Here is a 21,737-nt window from a genome sequence, read left to right as displayed (position 1 = left end):
CTCTAAACTTATGAGGTGCTCCATCATTTGATAAAAGCAACTTATTGTATTATACGGCGAAATTTACACTTTGCATTATTTATTTAATTGTTTGGTAAAACTGCAGTAGGATTAATAGGTTTGCCGTCTAAGCGCACCTGAAACTCAAGCATGGTACGGTTTGTACCAGTTGATCCCATTTCTGCAATTTTTTGACCAGCCGTTACATTTTGGCCACTTTTCACATTCAATTTACTGTTATGTGCATAAGCGGTGATATAGCCATTGATATGCTTCACCAACACCAGATTGCCATATTCTTTCAGGCCATCAGCGGCATACACCACCTGCCCGTCTGCTGCTGCAAATACCGGATCGCCGACATTGCCACTATAGCGGGTGCCCTTGATATTAGAAGCTAAATTGTATTGCTGAAGAATCGCACCATTCGATGGTTTTACCCAACGTAAACCTGCAGCCGTAGATACTGGCGTAACCGGTGCAGATGTATTGACGCGTGGTGTGGTTTGTACTGTGGTTACTGGTGTCACCGGTGCCGGTGTAGGCACTGCAATTGTTTGACGCTGGATTGGCGCTGCCTGAGTCATAGCCTGAGTACTGGTGCTACGGCGCGCAGTATTGCTTTTCAGGCGGATTGATTGTCCGACATAAATCCGGTAAGGCGCACTGATATCATTCATCTCGGCAACACTGATATAGTTCAGTCCATAACGTGCTGCAATCCCACTCAATGTATCTCCTGAACGCACCGTATAGAAATCAGGAGCTGTTGCATAACGCGTTGCATTATTCACCTGGGGTTTGGTGGCACAACCGGTAATTACTCCTGTAGAAATAACAACGGTCGATAAAACGAGGGTTTTAATCAGGGTTGCAGGCGAAGCTACGACACATTTCGGTAACACCAAGAACATTATCTTCCTCTCTAATGCTATACGGTTGCAAAATTCCGTTAAGATTAGCAAAGTTTTACGGCAATATACTTGCAATCGCGAGTTTTTCACAAAGTTATAACACTAAGGACGCATTTTCTGCCAATTGTGTTTGTAAATTCCGCAGACTCTCATAATTGGTAGCATCCATCTGAATCGGGGTAATACTGACATAGCAATTGGCGACCGCAGAGAAGTCCGAATCAATTTCGTTAAATCCTGGCTTAGGGTCTGCGACTGCTTCTCCTGAGAGTCCAATCCAGAATACCTGACGACCACGCGGATCTATATGACTCGTCACCGGTTTAGACTGACGGCGGCGACTTTGATATGTCACTTTTTCACCCTGCAATTCAGTTACATCTGGAATATTGATATTAAAAATATGTCGCTCAGGCAGAACAGGCAAACCACGAGCAATAAAATCATGCACCCATTCGGCGGCCAACTGATAATCCTGAGGCTGCTGATAGCCACGTACATTCGGCCCACTCAGTGATACGGCAATCGCAGGATGTTTAGTTAAACGACCTTCAAAGGCCGCCCCGACTGTACCGGAATACAAGATATCATCTCCCAGATTTGCGCCGCTATTTATCCCGCTAACCACCAGGTCAAATTCAAAATCAAATAGCCCGTTCATAGCCAAGTAAACGCAATCTGCCGGCGTCCCATTAACCGCCCAGACATCAGGAGAAATCTGGATTGGGCGTAAAGGGCGGTCCAAAGTTAAGGCACTAGAAAAGCCACTGCGTTCACTTTCCGGTGCCACAATCACCACTCGCCCCAAAGGCTTTAGCGCTTGCGCCAAAGCCTGAATACCGGATGCAAACACCCCATCATCATTTGAAACTAAAATATTCACTAAAAAATCTCGTTACGCTAAAAAATGACTGACTAGGACATTTCATTGTATTAGTGCAGGAATTATATATATTTATTGCTCGACATCCATCTTTATAATATGTGGCTCAAGATGATTAAAAAATTCTCTTTATTTAGCGCTCTCACTTTAAGCTTGGCAGCATTTATTTCCCCTTCAGTCATGGCAAACGATCTGACTGTTGAAGAAAACAATACCATTGTAAAAGAAGATATTGCATCAGCACAGGTTATGGCTGAAGTTTGCCCGGCAATCATTGGTCAAAATCCAAAATTTAACAGCACCGTTGAACAATTGATCCAGTCTTATCTTGCAGACTACTCAGATAAAGGCATGAGCTATCAAAAGCTACAGGCAGACAGTGAATATAAATCTTTACTTGAAGAAGCACGTCAGGGTGCAAAGCAAACCAGCTCAGACGAGCAGAAAACTGTCTGTGAAGAAATGCTGAACTACCAAGGCTAAGCCAGCTAAATTTTCAAATAAGACGGTGTAAACATCGTCTTATTTTCTCTTACAGATTTATTCATAATTCTACAGCTTCGCTACATTTTCCCACTTTTCAATTTCAAAAATAAGTTTAAGCTAGGCAAATTATTGTTCTAAATCCATTTTTTGAGTTTTCAATGAAAAATCCAATATTCCAAGCTTTAACATTCTGCGCAATTTCTGCCGCCACTCTTTTGGGAACTTCTGCATTTGCAGCCGATGAAAACATTAATGTTACCCCAACTCAGCAAGTGACCAAACAGGAACTGGCAGCCATTTATGTTCTTTCAGAAATCTGTCCAAGCATGGTCAAAGACAAGTCACAGTTTAATCAGGGTTATACCAAGCTGGTGACTGAGTATATGCCGGGCCAGCGTAATCCGGTTGAAAGCTTAAACCAGATGGCTAAACAGAACGATTTCCGCAATATTCTGGCCGAAGCACAATCGGATGCCAAGAAAGCCGGCAAGAAAAAAAATCAGGTGATTTGTAATGAATTAACCACCTATAACAATTAAGCTGCTTTTCTGCCGATAACTTACAATACTTTTGAAATAAGACCGGGTTTCCCATAGAAGTCAGCCTAGCTTTGTCCTAAAATGCTAGGCTCTTCGTGCTTACATCAAGATATAGGAACCCACTAGAAATGACCCAAAAAACTGCCCTTGCTGCATTATTATTAGTTCCTAGTTTTAGCTTTGCAGCAACTGTCCTATCTGCACCACCAGAATTGAATAATAAATCCTACGTGCTAATGGACTACGAGACAGGGCAACTTCTCGCTTCAAAAAATGAAAATGAAAAATTAGCCCCTGCTTCAATGACCAAGATGATGACCAGTTACATCATCGAACAAAAACTATTGAGCGGTGAACTCACTGAAGATGAACAAGTGCGCATGAACGAGTCAGCATGGTGTCGCGGCAGTAGCGCGGAATCATGTATGTATGTACCTTTAAATGGTACGGCAACTGCACTTGAAATGCTTCGCGGGATTATTATTCAATCAGGGAATGATGCGTCGAAAGCCATGGCTGAACATATTGCAGGGAACGAGGGTACCTTTGCACATATGATGAACCAGGAAGCTAAACGTATTGGCATGACCAATACCAGCTTTGTGAACTCAACCGGTATGCCGGCTGAAGGTCATTATTCAACTGCCAAAGATATGGCAACGCTGGCACAACACATCATTAAAGACAGTTCTAAATATTATCCGATTTATGCGGAAAAAGAATTTACCTTTAATGGCATCAAGCAAGGTAACCGTAATGCCCTGCTATATACCGACCCGAGTGTAGATGGTTTAAAAACTGGCCACACCGATGAAGCCGGCTATTGTTTGACCACCTCTTCAAAACGTGGACCTACACGTTTGATTTCAGTGATTTTTGGTGCACCAACCATGCAGGAACGTGCGACACAAACACGTGAATTGCTGGCTTGGGGTTATGCAAACTTCGAAACCAAAAATGTTCAACCTGCCAAACAGGTACTTGCCAAAGCCAAAGTCTGGTTTGGTAAGGAAGATGAAGTTCAGATCGGTCTTGCGGAAAACTTTAACGTGACCATGCCAAAAGGTCAGGCTAATGCGATTAAAACCCAGCTGGTGGTTCAACCTAAACTGACTGCACCTTTACAGCCTGGTCAGGTCGTAGGTAAATACGTAGCGACTCTGGATGGTAAAGTAATTTCAGAAAAACCATTGGTGGCTTTAAACGCGGTTGAAGAAGCTGGTTTCTTCGCACGTATGCTCGACCACATTAAACAATTCTTCTCAAACTTGTTCTAAGTTTAAATAGACTGTTTTAATCCCTGACTAAGACCAAAGCACTCATTCAGATGGGTGCTTTTTATTTTATACTATGCACATGATCCTTAAACTTTTAATGAGCAGATCACCATGAGCCAAAACATTCGTTCTTATTTAGACACGACTCCACAAATTGATGAATCGTGTTATATCGATCCGATGGGAATCGTGGTCGGCGATGTGGTCTTGGCTGAAAATGTCTCAGTCTGGCCTTTTGCCGTGATTCGTGGTGATGTTAATTCAATCCGGATTGGTAAAAATTCGAATGTTCAGGATCATGCTATGTTGCATGTCAGTCACAAAAAAGCCGACAAACCGAATGGTTCGCCTTTGATCATTGGTGAAGATGTCACGATTGGCCACCATGTGACATTGCATGGTTGTACTATTGGTAATCGTGTATTAATCGGGATTAACAGCATCATTCTGGATGATGTCATCATTCCGGATGATGTGATGATTGGTGCAGGTACGCTAGTTCCACCTGGAAAAGTTTTGGAAAGTGGTTGGCTCTATGTTGGTAGCCCGGCAAAAAAAGCACGTCCGCTCACTGAAAAAGAAATGGCATTCTTGCCTTATTCTGCACAGAATTATGTAAAAGTCTCTCGAAATTATCTTGGGTAAATCAAAATAAACAGATCTCTTTATTTTAATCCTTTGGTTTAATTCTTGCTTTAAAACAAGCATAACTCGAAGGATTAAAATGTTTATTGCGGTTTACCGTTTCAAAATTAAACCAGCGACAAAGGAAGCTTTCATTCAGGCATGGAAAACGCATATGGAGGGCATTTATCTGGTTTTAGGTTCTCTCGGCTCTCGCCTGCATAAAGAAGAAAAGACTGGTGATTATATTGGTTATGCTCAATGACCAAACAAAACACATTGAGAAAATGCCGACTTTAACCACCTCAATTCAGAAGAATATTTAAAGTATAAAAAAGCAGGTGAAGTGATGTGTAAGACTATTATTTCAAGCGATACTATTTTGGAATTAGATGTCGAAGCAGATTATTTACAATCAAGAACGTTTCTTTTTGAATAATTTTTAAAGAGAGGCATATTTTAATTCTACTTATCAGACATGAACATGATAAAAAATATTTCTAAAGTGTTTACTGCTTATATTATTTAATATGACGGATTTAAAAAAATCAAATGGATCAATACGTAATATGTTGAGGCTATTTGTTCCTGCATTTATGTCTGTGATAATTGAGTTAATATAAACATTTAAAAAATTATTAATTTACTAGGGCTTTGTTGCACAAAGATTTAAAATTAAAGCTACTCTGAGCTAGTCAAATTTAAGACACAACTCGGGTATGAGGTCGGCCTAATTCCGTAAATTTATTTAATACTGCCACACGTGCATGAATCTCATTGACTTGGCTTTGAAAGTTTCTCGCACTGAGTTTATCCCCCAATAATTTGATGCAATGCATCTTGGTTTCAACCAAACTGCGCCGATGGTAACCTGACCATTTTTTCCATATTATTCTTCCTAAATGCTTAACTGTTCGAAGTAATTCATTTCGCTCTCGCGAATGAACTTTTGTATCTTTCCAAGGTCTCGCATTTTTCCTAGGTGGAATCACTGCATGCGCTTGCCGATCTGCAATGACCTGACGGCATTGTTTTGTGTCATAAGCCCCATCTGTATAGACTGAATCAATCTGTTCATCCAATGGGATTTGATTTAGTAAATCACCAAGGACTTGCGAATCACTCACATTGTTGGTCGTGAGTTGAACTGATCGTATTTGTAGGGTTTCAGCATCTATACCGATATGAAGTTTTCGCCATTGGCGACGATATTCAGGCTGATGTTTCTTGCGTTTCCATTCACCTTCACCTAAAAACTTTAAACCAGTAGAGTCCACAAGTAGATGTAGTCCATCACTACTTTTTTGATAGCCAATTACAAGATCAATATGCTTTTGTCTTCTGCAAATGGTGGAATAATCTGGCGCTGTCCAATCTAAACCACAAAGCTTAATGAGACTTTTCACAAAGCCAGTGACCATACGTAAAGAGAGTCGAAATAAGGATTTAATCATTAAACAGCATTGGATGGCTGTATCTGAATAAGTTTGATTTCGACCATGTTTACCTTTGGGTTGAGCGTACCATTGAGTCTTGGGATCAAACCAAATCGAAATGTTTCCTCGATTAATTAAGGCTTGATTGTATTTGGACCAGTTGATTGTACGGTAGATATTAGGTGGAGGCTTCTTCATTCGGAAATTATATTGCTGAATTAGACCTTACGAACAGCTTTGTGCAACAAAGCCATTTTAAGACTAACCTCATCACTTATCTAGCTAATTTAGGCTGTTTCGTCATGCTATAAAGGGTATAACTATCTGATATATCAACTTTCAGTTATAGACCTCATTACTTTAAATAATTGTTTTGGAAATCAAGCTCATGATCCCCATCAGCATCTCTACAAGTCCTAAAAAAAATATTAACAGCCCCCCGCTATACTATTTTTATGTGCGTTTTTCCAGTTCTAAAATGATCACTTCAGCATTTATTTTCTCTGTAATTCATTAACCCAAAATACCATGATTTTCATTGGTTGATTGTTCATTAATGCATTAAGTCGCTTAAAGAAACCTGCTCTCAACATAGCCACACACCCTAAAATTTTATACAATAGTGCATCCTTTTCCATGGTGCTGCTTTATGACTGCTTGGACTGCTCATGTCACTGTCGCAACTGTCGTTGAAAAAGACGGAAAATTCCTGTTTGTAGAAGAACATACAGAAGGTGTGACACACACGGTATTTAATCAGCCTGCGGGTCATATCGAATGTGGCGAAACTATTATTGAAGCTGCCATTCGCGAAACCATGGAAGAGACCGGACATACGGTTGAAGTAACTCATCTTTTAGGGATGTATACTTATACCCCACCGATGTTCCCGGATCGGACATATTTTCGTTTCTGCTTTTTAGCCAAATCCATTGACTATGATCCGAATGCCACTTTAGATACAGATATTGTCGGCGCAGTCTGGATGACGCTCGATGAACTGATTGAATCTGCTCGTGCGCGTAGTCCATTGGTGATTAAAGCCGTGCAAGATGCACTTTCAGGTCAAAAATACCCTTTATCGCTCATTTACGACCACCAAAATTCTCCCTTAATTTCAAATTTGGATGCCTAATCCTATGCAACAACGTGTCATCGTCGGTATGTCAGGTGGTGTAGATTCATCTGTTTCTGCCGCCCTTTTACTTCAACAAGGTTATCAGGTTGAAGGTCTTTTCATGAAAAACTGGGAAGAAGATGACGGCACAGAATATTGCACGGCGATGGAGGATCTTGCCGATGCACAAGCCGTTTGCGACAAAATCGGCATTAAACTGCATACCGCAAACTTTGCCATGGAATATTGGGATCGCGTATTCGAACATTTCCTGGCGGAATATGCAGCTGGCCGTACGCCAAACCCAGACATTTTATGTAATAAAGAAATTAAATTTCGTGCCTTTCTCGATCACGCAGTAAATCTGGGTGCAGATTTTATTGCGACGGGTCATTATTGCCGTCGTGGTGAAACCATGACCAACTCACGTGGTGAAGAATATGCACCTTTATTGCGTGGTGTGGACAATAACAAAGACCAGACTTATTTCCTGCATGCGGTTCATGGTCGTGAAATTAATAAGACCCTGTTCCCTGTTGGTGAAATTGAAAAGCCACAAGTCCGTAAAATTGCAGAAGAATTAGATCTGGTTACGGCCAAGAAAAAAGACTCGACTGGGATCTGTTTTATTGGTGAACGTCGTTTTAATGACTTCTTAAAGCAATATTTACCTGCTCAACCGGGAAAAATCGTGCTGGAAGACGGTAAAGAGGTTGGTGATCATCACGGCTTAATGTACTATACGCTCGGTCAACGCGGCGGGATTGGCATTGGCGGTATGAAAGGCGTTGCTGAAGGTGCCTGGTTCGTATTGCATAAAGATATCGAAGGCAATCGTTTGGTGGTCGGTCAAGGCCATGAGCATCCATTCATGCAAAGCACCGTACTTTGGAGTGAAGCGATTGACTGGGTGGCGGGTGAGCAGGATCTTCCTGAAACAGGTTTCCGCTGTACAGCCAAAACCCGTTACCGTCAGACTGATCAAGCATGTACTGTATATCATGATTCAGAATCACCGAATGGTGTTCGTGTTGAGTTTGATGAACCTCAACGTGCAGTGACCCCAGGTCAAAGCGTGGTGTTCTATTCAGGTGAAGTTTGTTTAGGGGGTGGTGTGATTCATCATACCAATGCGCCTAAACCTGATTTTATAAAAGGATGAATTCGGCATGACGGAGTTACCATTTCAACCAGCCACAACGTTGAATACTCGTCAAAATCGTGCTTTGGCATTAGCGGGTGTGTTTCAGGCCACCCAGCTAACCCATATGACAGCATTGACGGGTCAGCAAAGCATTGGTGAAAGTGGTAACTTTTATTTTGAACAGTTGATTAAAGCCAGTCTCAATATCCGTCCCGGCAGCAATCAGAATGCCCAGACGCTCGACTTTTTTAATCAACTGGCCGATATTTCCTTAGGTTTAAAAACATTAGAAAGCAGCCTTGTTCAACCCTTCAATACTTCACCAAAATCCAGAATTCCGAAACTTTCCGCCACAAAACTTCCGATGAGCTATGCGATGGCACTTCTTCAATTAGAAAAGAAGGTCTATAGCAATCCCAAATTCGTAGAAATTATTGAACAGTCCCAACAGAAAATTCTCAAACAGCTTTCTTTCTTCGATAATAATTACCTGCACCCCAGTATCATTGCCAATCTTGCCCAAACCTATGTCGATACGGCCGGACAGATTAATCCGCGCATTATGGTACGTGGTAATGCTGAAGCCTTTAAAGATGCCGGACACACCAACCGCATTCGTGCGTCCTTATTTACCGGTTTGCAAATGGCGCACTTGTGGCGTCAGCTCGGTGGCAGCTCTTGGGGCATGGTATTTGGCAAGCGCAAGTTGCTACAAGATATTCAGAATCTAGCGCGTTTACAGTTTCAGGTGGTTTAACTGATGCTGCACGTGTTTCGTTTTACGTTTAATTCCAAAATCTAAGGAATCGATATGAACGCTTTAACTGCACTTTCTCCATTAGATGGACGTTACGCGAGCAAATGTGATGCTCTACGTCCTTTTCTTTCTGAGTTTGGTTTAATCCATGCTCGTGTGACTGTTGAAGTGCGTTGGTTACAAGCGCTTGCAAACCACCCGGAAATTACTGAAGTACCGGCGTTTTCAGGCGAAACTAATGCAGCGCTTGATGCGATTGTGAGCGATTTTTCTGAAGATGATGCCAATCGCATCAAAGAGATCGAACGCACCACCAACCACGACGTTAAAGCGGTTGAGTATTTCCTGAAAGAAAAAATCGCTGGTATCGAAGAACTTAAAAATGCCGGTGAATTCATTCACTTTGCATGTACATCTGAAGATATTAACAACCTGTCACATGCCCTCATGTTAAAGAGTGGTCGTGATGTACTGGTTGCATCCATGCAGCAAATCATCGATTCAATCGTTGCACTTTCTGAAAAGCATGCAGACCAGCCAATGCTGTCTCGTACTCATGGCCAAACTGCAAGCCCGACGACTTTGGGTAAAGAAATGGCGAACGTGGCTTACCGCCTTGCACGTCAAATCAAACAGTTCAAAAATGTTGAGCTACTGGGCAAAATCAATGGTGCAGTCGGTAACTACAATGCGCACTACTCTGCTTACCCAGACATCAACTGGCCTGCGCATTCACAAGCATTTGTAGAGTCTTTGGGTCTAGACTTTAACCCGTACACCACTCAAATCGAGCCACACGACTATATGGCTGAATTGTTTGATGCGCTGCGTCGTTTCAACACTATTCTGATCGATTTTAACCGTGACGTTTGGGGCTATATCTCTCTTGGTTTCTTCAAGCAAAAACTGAAAGAAGGCGAAGTCGGTTCTTCGACCATGCCGCACAAAGTTAACCCGATTGACTTTGAAAACTCTGAAGGTAACTTGGGTATTGCAAACGCGGTACTTGCCCACTTAGGCGAAAAACTGCCAATTTCTCGTTGGCAGCGTGACCTGACTGACTCGACTGTGCTTCGTAACATGGGTGTTGGTTTTGCGCAAAGCTTAATTGCTTTTGAAGCTTGCTCTAAAGGTATTGGCAAACTTGAGTTGAACGCTGCGCGTATCAATGAAGACCTGGATAATGCGCAAGAAGTATTGGCTGAGCCTATTCAAACTGTAATGCGTCGTTACAACGTTGAAAAACCATACGAAAAATTGAAAGCGCTGACTCGTGGTCAAGCCATGACTCGCGACATGATGGTTGATTTCGTAAATGGTAACGAGTTGGAAGCTGTTCCTGCTGCTGATCGTGCGCGTTTAGCAGAAATGACTCCTGCCACTTACACAGGTAATGCTGCTGACCAAGCCAAACAAGTAGCTGAGCTGATTGCTAAAATCTAATTTGCAATAAGACGAAAAGGCGAAGCTCAGGCTTCGCCTTTTTATTTATAATGTGTTTTATTCTAAAAAAGATATTTTATAATAACGACATGATTGATCATCGACTTTCCGCCAAACATTACGCGAGCCTGGGCATTTTAATTCTGGCGAGTTTGCTTGCCAGTATTCGTCCTTTAGAACTGGAAGCTTATCTCTTGCATCAAGCAGGCACAGTTTTCATGATCATCATGCTGCTCATCTGCCTGTATAAAATCGGGCTGAATTTTTTAAGTTTTAATTTATATATTCTTTTTCTGATTGTTCATGTGATTGCTGCGCACTATCTGTATTCTTATGTGCCCTATAACCAGTGGATCGAACAGATTTTTGGCTTTAATCTGAATGAAGCCATGCACTGGTCACGCAATATGTTCGACCGATTTGTCCATCTGGCCTACGGATTATTACTTTATCCAGTTTTCCATCGCCTGTTTCAGGTCTGGTTGCCGCAGCAAAAACCCGTGGTCATTTTCCTGCTGGTGATTCAGTTTGTGGTAGCTAGCAGTATGATCTATGAGTGGCTGGAATGGCTGATTGCCATTGGTTTATCTCCTGAGGAAGCTGAAAACTATAACGGACAACAAGGGGATATGTGGGATGCGCACAAAGACATCTTGCTTGCTACGATTGGTGCAGCGATAACAGGCGGGCTGCAATTGATACCGAAAAATCAAAAAAGCTCACCGAAGTGAGCTTTGAAATTCATTCAAGATCAACTGAATTAAAGTTTTGGATGACGCATTTAATTACGTTCATATTCTTCAATTAAGAATATGGGCAATATCGCATCCAATCATCCTTCATTTTTTGCAGTTCATTCCCCGTCAACATCTCACTGTAATAAATGAAATAGGTTGCATCAGGATATTGAATCTCATGAAGGAACATTATGCCACGCAGTGACACAGATAACTCCTCAGGAAAATCATCCTCTAAATAAAGTTCTTCAAATTCATAATTAAAATAACAATTTTGCGTCGCAAGAAATGCTTCAACTATAGCCATGTTTCTGCTCTAACAATAAAATATGCTTTATTTTATCTGATTAGTTTCAGTGATGGTTTACATTTCATTCGGTTCAATCCATTGAACAAACTTAGATTCTGACAAATGTGGATATTTGAACTTATCTAGATATTCAAAGCAGGCCTTTTGGCCTTGAGGGATTTTATCCAGATGCTTATCGAAGAATAAATGCCGACTATATTGAGCGCCATCAAAGCGAATACTCACACGTTCAAATTCGTTACCACCTCGAACTTTATGCATCTGATAAAACTGCACAACGCCACATTCTTTCGATGGAATAACAGGTGGATCATTGGGCTTTAGAAAGCTATACAGCAGAAAGATACAAACGCCGGGTAGAAAACTCAGCCAAAACAAAACCTTCTTAGAATTATCCTGAGTTAATTTTGCTTCAGAATAAAGCATACATAACATCGGAATAAATACGATACTAAAAAACCCAAGCAACAAAATAAACGTGAGCATATGAGCCTAGACTCAATCAGAGTACTCCACTTATATCACAACAATATGATTTCAAAAAATAAAAAAGCCCACCGAAGTGAGCTTTAAAATTCATTCAAGATCAATTGGATTAAAGTTTTGGATCACGTATTTGCACCAGATTTGCGTTTGCTTTACTTAAGCTTTCCATAACGTTATTCATGACAGTGGGTATCAGTGAATCAGCAATTTGCGCTGCTTGCAGGCCGAGTTTTTCACCCAAAGTTGGTTTCTTGCGGGTCTGGATGGAATAGATATCATGTTGGGTCAACAAGTTGAGCAGGTATTCATCTGAGGTTTGCAGTTTATCCACCAGATTTAGATCCAGCGCATCCCGACCATACCAATGCTCACCAGTGGCCACTTTTTCAATATTCAGCTGCGGGCGATACTTCTCAACGAAATGTTTGAATAAAGCATGGGTTTGCTGTAGTTCTTCTTCAAACTTAGCCTTACCCTCTTCGGTATTTTCACCAAACATAGTCACGGTACGTTTGTACTGTCCAGCGGTATAGAGTTCAAAGTCGATTTTATTGTCTTTCAGTAGGCGGTTAAAGTTGGGGACTTGAGCAACCACACCAATTGAACCGACAATCGCGAATGGTGCAGAAATAATCTCATTGGCAATACACGCCATCATATAACCGCCACTAGCGGCTACTTTATCGACACAGATGGTCAGATGAAAACCTGCCTCGCGTAAACGTACCAGTTGAGCTGCTGCAAGTCCATAACCATGGACCATGCCGCCCGGACTTTCCAGACGCACTACAACGCGGTCACGACCTGCTTTGGCTGTGGCCAGAATCAAGGTGATTTCTTCACGTAAGCCTTCTACCGCAGAAGCAGCCATATCACCTTTAAAATCGAGCACATAGATTTTTTGATTGGTTTTCTTACGTGCACGCGCTTCTTTTGACAGTTGTTGCGATAACTGTAAAAGTTCCAGTTTAGAGCCAGTAGTTTGCGCTATTTTTTTTCGTTGTTCATTGATACGCGCATTGAGATGACTAATACGGATTTCAGCGGACAGTTTCGGAGTATGAAATAACATAAAAAATCTATTCTCTATTTAATTCGGATTTATTCCTTTAGATTAGGTCAATTTCGGTTTTTTTCAACTTTATTTCGAGAATTATTACGATTATCACCATCTATTTCACCTATAAAAAAAGAGCCTTACGGCTCTTATTCTAGAGATCGGATTAACCGAAACGCCCGGTAATATAGGCTTCAGTCAACTGATGATCTGGCTGGGTAAAGACTTTTTCGGTCGAGTTGACTTCAATCAGATCACCCAAATGGAAATATGCAGTACGATCAGATACACGCGCTGCCTGTTGCATAGAGTGCGTTACAATCGCGATGGTATATTGCGTAGAAAGCTCAGAAATCAGCTCTTCTACTTTGGCGGTTGCAATGGGATCGAGTGCCGAACACGGTTCATCCATCAAAATGACTTCCGGACTGACTGCAATGGTACGCGCGATACACAGACGTTGCTGCTGACCACCTGACAAACCTGTTCCTGGTTGATTCAAACGATCTTTCACTTCTTCCCATAAACCGGCTTTACGCAAGCTGCCTTCTACAATTTCTTCAAGATCGTACTTGTCACGCGCCAAACCATGCAGCTTCGGACCATAGGAGACATTATCGAAGATTGATTTTGGAAATGGGTTCGGCTTCTGGAACACCATCCCAACTTGAGCACGTAGCAATACCACATCCAGGTTTGGATCGTAAATATCCTGATTGTCCAGCATGACTTTACCGGTCACACGGCAGCTATCAATGGTATCGTTCATGCGGTTTAAGGTACGCAAAAAGGTCGATTTACCACAGCCTGATGGCCCAATAAAAGCAATCACTTCATTTTCATAAATGTTCAGGTCAATGCCTTTAATCGCTTCCGCTTCACCATAGTACACATGCACATCAGAAGTACTAAGTTTAACATTCGTCGACTTCGCATCTTTTTTGCTGCTGCTTTGCGTATCGAACTGGGAAACAAACGGGGTTGCCGGCTTTTGTGTCGCCTCATCCGAGCTAAATTGTGTCTGTTGTGGATTCACGATTTGATCCTTTTTTAAGGAATTTTGAATAACAGTTGTGTTCATGATTCTGCCCCTATTACCAACGGACTTCAAATTTCTTACGTAACCAGATGGCCAGACTGTTCAAGCTGATCATCATGGCCAGAAGTACAATAATTGCTGCTGCAGTACGCCCTTCAAAGAAGTTACGCAATTCATTGCCTTGCCATAAGAAAATCTGTACAGGTAAAGCCGTTGACTGATCAAATGGTGTGGCTGGAACGCTGGCAACAAAAGCACTCATCCCGATTAATAACAATGGTGCGGTTTCACCTAAAGCTTGTGCAACCCCGATAATTGCACCCGTCAAAATACCCGGTAAAGCCAAAGGCAAGACGTGATGAAATACTGTCTGGATACGGGAAGCACCGAGTCCTAAAGCTGCCTGACGGATTGAAGGTGGAACCGCTTTAAGTGATGCACGTGTGGTAATAATCACGGTTGGCAAGGTCATCAGACTCAGTACCAGACCACCCACCAATGGGGCTGACAGTGGCAAATGCATCCAGCCAATGAAGATCGCTGCACCCAATAGACCGAAGACAATCGATGGTACGGCTGCCAGGTTGTTGATATTGACTTCGACCACATCGGTAATCCAGTTTTTCGGTGCAAACTCTTCCAGATAAATCGCAGAGGCCACCCCGATTGGAATCGAGATAAAGATCACGATCATCATCATGAACAGTGAGCCCATGAAGGCGCCTGCCAAGCCTGAAGTTGCCGGTGAGCTGCGTGAGTCAGGACTGGTGAAAATATTGGTATTGAAACTATTTTCAATCACACCAGAGGCTTTCATCTCGTCCGCCACCTGACGTACTTCAGGACTGAGCTGCTGCTGTTCATCGGGAAGATCACGGTCAATATTTCCCGCCAACCAGACATCGACATTGGCATCCGCCAGAATTTTCACTTCCTTACTTTGACCGACCAGACTCGGGTCATTCATGACCATGTCACGCAAGCGATACGCCTCAGAACTGGTATATAAAGAACCCAGTTCATCACGCTGGCTTTCCAGCTTGCTGTCTTTGGCGATCATGCCGTTGATAATTAGTGCATCCCAATCCACCATTCCGACTTCAGTCTGCCATGCGATAAAGCGATCTTCAAACTGTGCTGGAGATTCTCCTGCAGCTGGCTTTGGTTTTGGACCAATATCCACAATGGCTGGATCGAAATGAATCGGCAAACTCATGCTGCTTTGCCAGAATGCAGGCAAACCTTTGGATAAAATACTCCCGAACAGCAATACCACAAAGAACAGACCTGCCAGTACCGCAGAGAAACCAAATAAACGGAAGGTTTTTTCTTTACGATGACGTCGTGCCAAAGAGCTTTGAATGGTCTTCTTACGCTTTTCACGCAGCTCGGCGGCGATGGATGGATCAATACGCTGATCCACAGGCGTTGTATTTGAAGTACTCATTAGTCGTATTGCTCACGATATTTACGCACGATGATCAGTGCAACAATGTTCAAACCCAAGGTAATGACGAATAGCGTCAATCCTAGTGCAAAGGCTACCAGTGCTTGTGGACTAGCAAAATCAGTATCGCCAGTTAACTGATTCACGATGGTAATCGTGACCGTAGATACGGCTTCAAGCGGATTGGCATGCAACTGCGGACTGTTCCCGGCTGCAAGAACCACGATCATGGTTTCACCAATTGCACGTGACGCTGCCAACAGGAACGCACCGATAATACCCGGTAGGGCTGCGGGTAAAACCACCTGACGAATCGTTTCAGATTTGGTCGCCCCCAAGCCCAAAGAACCATCACGTAAGGCACGCGGCACCTGAGTGATGATGTCGTCTGACAAAGAAGATACAAATGGAATGATCATGATGCCCATGACCAGACCGGCGGTCAGCGCACTGGTGGCATTAATTTCGAGTCCGACCAGAGCACCCATGCTTTTAAGGAATGGACCGATGATCATCAAGGCAAAGACACCATAGACAATCGTAGGAATACCCGCCAACACTTCAATCGTAGGTTTTGCCCAAGAGCGGAATCGCGGTGAAGCATATTCTGCCAGATAGATCGCAATCATCAGACCAACCGGAACTGCAACTAAAAGTGCGATCCCGCTGACCATGAGCGTGCCCCAGAGCAGTGGCAATAAACCATAACTGCCTTCAGCACTGCCAGAGGTGCTAAACCCTGGGTTCCATTGAGTACCAAAGAAGAAATCCAGTGGGCTGACAAAGCTGAAGAAACGCATTGCCTCGCCAAACATCGACATCACAATCCCGAGAGTGGTCAGAATCGCCACACCCGAACACAATGCCAGGCCGATATTAATCATTTTTTCGACCTGGTTACGCGCACGGAATTCCTGGCTAATATGTTTCTTGGCCCAGACCAGACCAGCCAGCGCCGCCGAAATCACGACTGCCAATTTGGCAAAGGTACCAATGGTCGAGAATTTCGCCAACTGTTCCGCAGCTGCAACTTCATAGGCTGCCGGTGTATCACTGACCCCGAAACCTGAGGCAAGTGCCTGAACGCGATCAATCACAACGCTCAAACTTGCCGGATCCAGACTGGCCGAAACATTTTCTGGCAAATGGTTGAGTACCACCTGCTCCAGAAAAGTGGGTTCCACCATATTCCAAACAATCAAAATTAAAAACGCAGGGATACCACACCATAGTGCAACCAGGGCACCATAATATCCGGGACGCGAGTGTAAGTTTGCAGAATTGCTTCCCTTACCTGCTAAGCTACGGCTTTTACTTAATCCGATTTGATAGGCTATGGCCATGATGGCCAATAACACACCTATAAGTAGCAGATTCATGTATTCTCCACTGTTTTTTCAATTTTCATGGTTTGAAAAAACTTGTTTATCGCAAAAAGCCGATGGTAGGTTGACCCTACCACCAGCGTTTTCAAAATCATTTATTACTTCATAACAACCGCTTTACCAGCCTTGAAATTTGCCAGGACTGCTGCACGTTCTTTATCAGACATTGAAATCAGACCTGCTTTTTCCAGCTTAGAGCCTTTGCCAGATACTTTCTTGTTCAGGAAGTATTCTGTGAACTGCGGTAAGCCTTTGATCGATTTCAAGTGCTCGCCTTTTACGTAGAAGAACAATGGGCGTGATACCGGATAAGCACCATTCAAGATGGTCTTTTCAGAAGGCGCTACATTGTTCACCGTAGCAACACGTAGACGGTCACGGTTCTGGTCATAGAAACCTAGGCCAAACACACCTACCGCACTTGGAGAAGTTTTTAAACGTGCCAATGTTTCGGTATAGTCACCGGCAATCTCAACCACACGGCCATCTTTACGGAATGTTGTACAAGCTTTTTTCTTAGCATCTTTGTCTAGAGACTTAATTGCAGCATACGTTTCACAACCTGCATCCACCATTTTCTCCTGGAAGACTTCGCGCGTACCATGATTCGACGCAGGAATTACCAGGGTGATAGGTTCATTCGGAAGTGCTTTGTCAATTTGGTTCCAACGCGTGTACGGGTTAGCGACCATTTTTCCATTTGATGGAAGTTGTGCAGCAAGTGCAGCGAAGACATGTTGTGGACGCAGTTTATAAGCCGCTTTGTTTGCATTCGATGCAAACACAATACCGTCATAACCAATTTTGATTTCTAGGACTTGGTTAACGCCATTCTTTTTACATTCTGCCAGCTCTGTACTCTTGATTTGACGAGAAGAGTTTGCGATATCAATCGTGTTATCACCCACGCCATTACAGAACTGCTTTAAACCACCTGAAGAACCGCCAGAACCGACAACTGGTGTTTTAAACTGTGGAAAAGTATTACCGAATTCTTCTGCCACGATACTGGCATATGGAAGTACAGTTGAAGAACCTGCAATTTGAATGGTGTCACGTGCTGCGTGTGCAGTCGTTACAGCAGTTGCCCCGGTTACTGCTAATGCTAAAGCTATATTTGTAAAGCGCATTCTAGTATCTCTCTCATTTATGCAAATTTGGAGTACACCACTTTTTATTCAGTTTTGTACTTCTTTCGATACCTGCATTTTGATTTTAGAATATGACAGATAAGTTACAGCTTTATTACGATTTAGTGATTTTTAATCTAGCGGCTTTTTCTTGATTAAATTTTTATGGATTTCAATGATTAAGTTCTTTATGTCATTCACTTCAATAAAAAAATTTAGACCAATGACATGTAACAATTTTTATAAACCTGAACTCAGGATAAATCCTGCTCCCCAGTTTTACATAAGCCTATGACAAATAAATAACAGGCCAAACGGGATTCAGACCTTCCGTGTTTTTGTGAGGAATTTCGATCTGGGAAAGGACCTTTTTTTATTTTTAAGCGCACAAAAAAGGAGATCATTTCGATCTCCTTTTTTTCACACCACCATCACTTATGCAATGGGTGGCGTATAAGTACCGTCAGCGATTGAATCTTTGATACGATCCGCTTCTGCAAGCACTAATGCCAGCAAGTTCTTCACGTTATCAAGCGTTGCAACCGGGCTTAAAGTAGTCATTTTCAGAGACTGAACCTGACCGACTTTCGTCACACCAATGTTCGCTTCACCACGCGCAAACAGTTCGTCTGCTACGTTTTGATTGAGCGTATCGAGTAATTCAACCGGATATCCCGCTGGAACCACACGGAACAAGACAGATGCGAATTGAGGCTCAAGCAGAAGCTCCAGACCATCAGTCGCTTTAATGTAGTCTGCCACATCACGGGTTAATTTCACGCCATGATCGATCATCGAACCATAAAGCTCTTCGCCCAGTGCTTCCACCGTCATCCACAATTTCAGAGCATCAAAACGACGCGTGGTTTGTAGCGACTTAGACACCAGATTCGGAACGCCGTGTTCTTCATCATAGGCAGAGTTCAGATACTCAGCTTCATAATGCATGAAACGGTAGTTCGCTTCATCTTTTAACAAGAACGCACCACAAGAAATGGTCTGGAAATAATGCTTATGGAAATCAAGCGTGATCGAATCCGACAGCTCAATCCCGTCCAGCATAGAACGATAGTCATTGGATAGAATCAGTGCACCACCCCATGCCGCATCGATGTGCATCCACGCGCCATATTTATTGGTGATTTCACGAATTGCTTTCAATGGATCAATCGCACCAGCATCCGTTGTACCCGCTGTTGCCACCACACATGCCACGATCTTGCCTTCAGACTGAAGATGCGCCATGGTTTTTTCCAGTGCATCTACGTCCATCTGTGCATTTTCATTCACAGGAACAGTGACCACTGACTGGAAGCCCATGCCCATCATCGCCATGTTCTTTTGCACAGAGAAATGTGCATTTTCAGAACAGATGACTTTGACATTACGCATCGCATCCGCAGGAATACCATCGCGCTGAACCGACCACGGATTACCATTTTCGTCTTTCCAGTTTTTCGCGATGCAAGCATCACGCGCAAGCAATACGCCCATCAAGTTAGACTGCGTACCACCAGAAGTGAACACACCGGCCTGACCCGCACCATAGCCGACTTTTTGACGTAACCAGTCAATCAGCTGAACTTCCATCAACGAACCGGCCGGGCTTTGATCCCATGAGTCCATTGACTGGTTGGTTGCATTAATCAGCACTTCCGCGATCTGGCTAGTCACCATCGTTGGACAGTGAAGATGCGCAAGTGAATGCGGATGATGCACTTTTAAGCTCTTGTTAAGGAATAGCTCAACCATACGCTCAAGAGATTTTTCTACACCCAAACCTTCTTTTGAAGGATGAAATGCAATTGCACTGCGCAGCTCTTTAATACTGCCGCCCGTGTACATTTTGTCGTTTTGCAACCATGCCGCAACCGCTTTGGTCGCTTGGTCCATGCCAGCCTGATAGTCAGCAATGGATGCAGCATCATTGCAGAGTAACGCTTTACGATGTTCTGCGAAATCTACCATGAATTATGCGCCTCGAACTGCAACTAGTGCTTCAGCAACCGATTTTTTGAAACGAGCAATCACTTCAACACATTCGTCTTGAGTAATGATCAACGGGCAAAGTAAACGAATCACTGTACCGTTACGACCACCTTTCTCAAGCAATAATTTATTGTTGAAACAAGCGGTTTGGATCGCTGCAGCCAACTGACCATCAGCAGGCAAAGAACCCATATGATCCGCATCTTTGCGCTCATCTACGATTTCAACACCGATCATCAGACCACGGCCACGCACGTTACCGATACATGGGAATTCAGCAGCCAGTTTTTTCAGTTCAGCTTGCAGGAAATCACCACGCTTTTGTGCATTTTGCGCCAGGTTCTGTTCTTTAATGGTATTGATCGTTGCAAGGCCTGTACCCATCGCCAATTGGTTACCACGGAAAGTACCGGTATGACCTGCTGGCTGCCAAGCATCAAACTTACGTTTAATACCAAGTACGGCAAGCGGTAAGCTACCACCTACAGCTTTAGACATCACTACGACATCAGGTTCAATCCCTGCATGTTCGAATGCAAACATTTTGCCTGAACGCGCAAAGCCTGCCTGAACTTCATCAAGAATCAACACGATGTTGTGTTTTTCAGTCACTTCACGGATTTTTTGCAACCATTTTACTGGCGCAGTTACCACACCGCCTTCACCTTGAATCGCTTCAAGAATCACAGCTGCAGGTTTGGTCACGCCGCTTTCTACATCTTCAATGAAGTTTTCAAAGTAGTAAGTCAGGGCATCAACACCGGCTTCACCACCAAGACCCAATGGACAACGGTATTCATGCGGATACGGCATGAACTGTACACCCGGCATCAAACCGTTCACTGCATTTTTCGCAGACAGGTTACCTGTCATTGCCAATGCACCGTGAGTCATACCATGGTAGCCGCCAGAAAAGCTGATCACTGAGCTACGACCGGTAAAGGTTTTCGCCAGTTTAATCGCGGCTTCAGTTGCATCTGCACCGGATGGACCACAGAACTGCAAGCAGTACTCTTCTTGGCCACCTGGAAGATAAGAAAGAAGTGCTTCAGTAAAAGCATCTTTTAAAGGAGTAGTAAGATCCAGGGTATGCAATGGTAAACCGCTTGCAATTGTATCTTGGATACTTTGAATGACTGCAGGATGATTATGGCCTAAAGCCAACGTCCCTGCCCCAGCTAAACAATCAAGGTACTCAGTACCTTCAACATCGGTAACCCAGCAACCTTGTGCTTTCGCTATCGCTAACGGTAATTTACGTGGATAACTACGCACATTCGATTCCATCTGACTTTGGCGAGTCAAGTAGTATTCGTTTGTGGAATTGGTGGCAGGGTTTACAGAAGTAACGCTCATATCGAATTACCATCTCTGATATGGGTGAAAGAAATAAGTCTGGTGACGTTTGGTCCTTTGACTCGGCGCTTTATAAGGTTCTAGCTAGCAGTTTTGTATTCGAATAACTAGGAGGCGGATGATACCGAATTTTTCAGGAAAATAAACAACTTTCAGTCACATTTTGTCCTAATCTTTATCG

At 43.2% G+C, this 21,737-nt stretch carries 22 protein-coding genes; 10 read left to right on the top strand and 12 right to left on the bottom strand.

Annotation, left to right across the window (positions count from 1 at the left end):
* Positions 1-83: 83 nt before the first annotated feature.
* Positions 84-914, bottom strand: a complete 831-nt coding sequence (locus NI470_RS12085; RefSeq protein ID WP_253148506.1) for a peptidoglycan DD-metalloendopeptidase family protein — start codon at positions 912-914, stop codon at positions 84-86.
* Between the two features lie 94 nt (positions 915-1,008).
* Positions 1,009-1,797: a 5'/3'-nucleotidase SurE gene (surE, locus tag NI470_RS12080; RefSeq protein WP_253148505.1), complete on the bottom strand. Its 789-nt coding sequence runs from the start codon at positions 1,795-1,797 to the stop codon at positions 1,009-1,011.
* A 111-nt stretch (positions 1,798-1,908) separates the two neighbouring features.
* Here surE and NI470_RS12075 point away from each other — a divergent pair, with 111 nt between their 5' ends.
* The 5 genes from NI470_RS12075 (at position 1,909) to NI470_RS12055 (ending at position 4,988) form a co-directional block, all read left to right on the top strand.
* Positions 1,909-2,280 (top strand): MCR_0457 family protein, encoded by a 372-nt coding sequence (locus NI470_RS12075; protein ID WP_004279733.1) that lies wholly within the window; start codon positions 1,909-1,911, stop codon positions 2,278-2,280.
* Between the two features lie 161 nt (positions 2,281-2,441).
* Positions 2,442-2,822, top strand: coding sequence for an MCR_0457 family protein (locus tag NI470_RS12070; RefSeq protein ID WP_005104587.1), 381 nt, complete (start codon positions 2,442-2,444; stop codon positions 2,820-2,822).
* 128 nt (positions 2,823-2,950) lie between these two features.
* Entirely contained in the window at positions 2,951-4,099 is a 1,149-nt protein-coding gene (gene dacC / locus NI470_RS12065; RefSeq protein ID WP_004279731.1) for a D-alanyl-D-alanine carboxypeptidase PBP5/6, read from the top strand.
* A 111-nt stretch (positions 4,100-4,210) separates the two neighbouring features.
* The gene (locus NI470_RS12060) at positions 4,211-4,744 is read left to right on the top strand and encodes a gamma carbonic anhydrase family protein (RefSeq protein ID WP_253148504.1); all 534 of its coding nucleotides are present in this window, start codon (positions 4,211-4,213) and stop codon (positions 4,742-4,744) included.
* 79 nt (positions 4,745-4,823) lie between these two features.
* Positions 4,824-4,988, top strand: a complete 165-nt coding sequence (locus NI470_RS12055) for a hypothetical protein (protein ID WP_247144156.1) — start codon at positions 4,824-4,826, stop codon at positions 4,986-4,988.
* 436 nt (positions 4,989-5,424) lie between these two features.
* Here the strand turns inward: NI470_RS12055 and NI470_RS12050 are convergent, their stop codons facing one another.
* Positions 5,425-6,357: an IS5-like element ISAlw1 family transposase gene (locus NI470_RS12050; protein ID WP_004278954.1), complete on the bottom strand. Its 933-nt coding sequence runs from the start codon at positions 6,355-6,357 to the stop codon at positions 5,425-5,427.
* 451 nt (positions 6,358-6,808) lie between these two features.
* Here NI470_RS12050 and NI470_RS12045 point away from each other — a divergent pair, with 451 nt between their 5' ends.
* From NI470_RS12045 to NI470_RS12025, 5 genes are all read left to right on the top strand, one after another.
* Entirely contained in the window at positions 6,809-7,294 is a 486-nt protein-coding gene (locus NI470_RS12045) for an NUDIX hydrolase (RefSeq protein WP_253148503.1), read from the top strand.
* Between the two features lie 4 nt (positions 7,295-7,298).
* Positions 7,299-8,438 carry a tRNA 2-thiouridine(34) synthase MnmA gene (gene mnmA, locus NI470_RS12040; protein WP_253148502.1) on the top strand — a complete coding sequence of 380 codons (1,140 nt, stop codon included), beginning with the start codon at positions 7,299-7,301 and terminating at the stop codon, positions 8,436-8,438.
* A 7-nt stretch (positions 8,439-8,445) separates the two neighbouring features.
* Positions 8,446-9,177 (top strand): high frequency lysogenization protein HflD, encoded by a 732-nt coding sequence (gene hflD, locus NI470_RS12035; RefSeq protein ID WP_253148501.1) that lies wholly within the window; start codon positions 8,446-8,448, stop codon positions 9,175-9,177.
* A 54-nt stretch (positions 9,178-9,231) separates the two neighbouring features.
* On the top strand, positions 9,232-10,620 hold the full coding sequence (purB, locus tag NI470_RS12030) for an adenylosuccinate lyase (protein WP_253148500.1): 1,389 nt from the start codon (positions 9,232-9,234) through the stop codon (positions 10,618-10,620).
* An 89-nt stretch (positions 10,621-10,709) separates the two neighbouring features.
* Entirely contained in the window at positions 10,710-11,351 is a 642-nt protein-coding gene (locus tag NI470_RS12025) for a DUF2238 domain-containing protein (RefSeq protein ID WP_253148499.1), read from the top strand.
* Between the two features lie 73 nt (positions 11,352-11,424).
* Here NI470_RS12025 and NI470_RS12020 read toward each other — a convergent pair whose 3' ends face one another.
* The 9 genes from NI470_RS12020 to NI470_RS11980 form a co-directional block, all read right to left on the bottom strand.
* Positions 11,425-11,664, bottom strand: a complete 240-nt coding sequence (locus NI470_RS12020; RefSeq protein WP_253148498.1) for a hypothetical protein — start codon at positions 11,662-11,664, stop codon at positions 11,425-11,427.
* Positions 11,665-11,721: 57 nt separating this feature from the next.
* Positions 11,722-12,153, bottom strand: coding sequence for a hypothetical protein (locus NI470_RS12015; RefSeq protein ID WP_004279718.1), 432 nt, complete (start codon positions 12,151-12,153; stop codon positions 11,722-11,724).
* 109 nt (positions 12,154-12,262) lie between these two features.
* Entirely contained in the window at positions 12,263-13,225 is a 963-nt protein-coding gene (gene sohB / locus NI470_RS12010; protein ID WP_004279717.1) for a protease SohB, read from the bottom strand.
* Positions 13,226-13,376: 151 nt separating this feature from the next.
* Positions 13,377-14,291 carry a phosphate ABC transporter ATP-binding protein PstB gene (gene pstB, locus NI470_RS12005; protein WP_153566486.1) on the bottom strand — a complete coding sequence of 305 codons (915 nt, stop codon included), beginning with the start codon at positions 14,289-14,291 and terminating at the stop codon, positions 13,377-13,379.
* Positions 14,292-14,304: 13 nt separating this feature from the next.
* Positions 14,305-15,696 carry a phosphate ABC transporter permease PstA gene (pstA, locus tag NI470_RS12000; RefSeq protein ID WP_004279713.1) on the bottom strand — a complete coding sequence of 464 codons (1,392 nt, stop codon included), beginning with the start codon at positions 15,694-15,696 and terminating at the stop codon, positions 14,305-14,307.
* Positions 15,696-17,075 (bottom strand): phosphate ABC transporter permease subunit PstC, encoded by a 1,380-nt coding sequence (gene pstC / locus NI470_RS11995; RefSeq protein ID WP_005107378.1) that lies wholly within the window; start codon positions 17,073-17,075, stop codon positions 15,696-15,698. The genes pstA and pstC overlap by 1 nt, the downstream gene beginning before the upstream one ends.
* Positions 17,076-17,179: 104 nt before the next feature.
* Positions 17,180-18,211: a substrate-binding domain-containing protein gene (locus NI470_RS11990; protein WP_004730100.1), complete on the bottom strand. Its 1,032-nt coding sequence runs from the start codon at positions 18,209-18,211 to the stop codon at positions 17,180-17,182.
* Positions 18,212-18,646: 435 nt separating this feature from the next.
* Entirely contained in the window at positions 18,647-20,179 is a 1,533-nt protein-coding gene (locus NI470_RS11985; protein ID WP_005246814.1) for a pyridoxal phosphate-dependent decarboxylase family protein, read from the bottom strand.
* Positions 20,180-20,182: 3 nt separating this feature from the next.
* On the bottom strand, positions 20,183-21,556 hold the full coding sequence (locus tag NI470_RS11980; RefSeq protein WP_004730105.1) for a diaminobutyrate--2-oxoglutarate transaminase: 1,374 nt from the start codon (positions 21,554-21,556) through the stop codon (positions 20,183-20,185).
* Positions 21,557-21,737: the final 181 nt, after the last annotated feature.

Origin of the sequence: Acinetobacter lwoffii, from assembly GCF_024129115.1 — a bacterium.
Lineage (GTDB): Bacteria > Pseudomonadota > Gammaproteobacteria > Pseudomonadales > Moraxellaceae > Acinetobacter > Acinetobacter lwoffii_T.
This window is presented reverse-complemented; position numbering and strand designations above follow the sequence as displayed.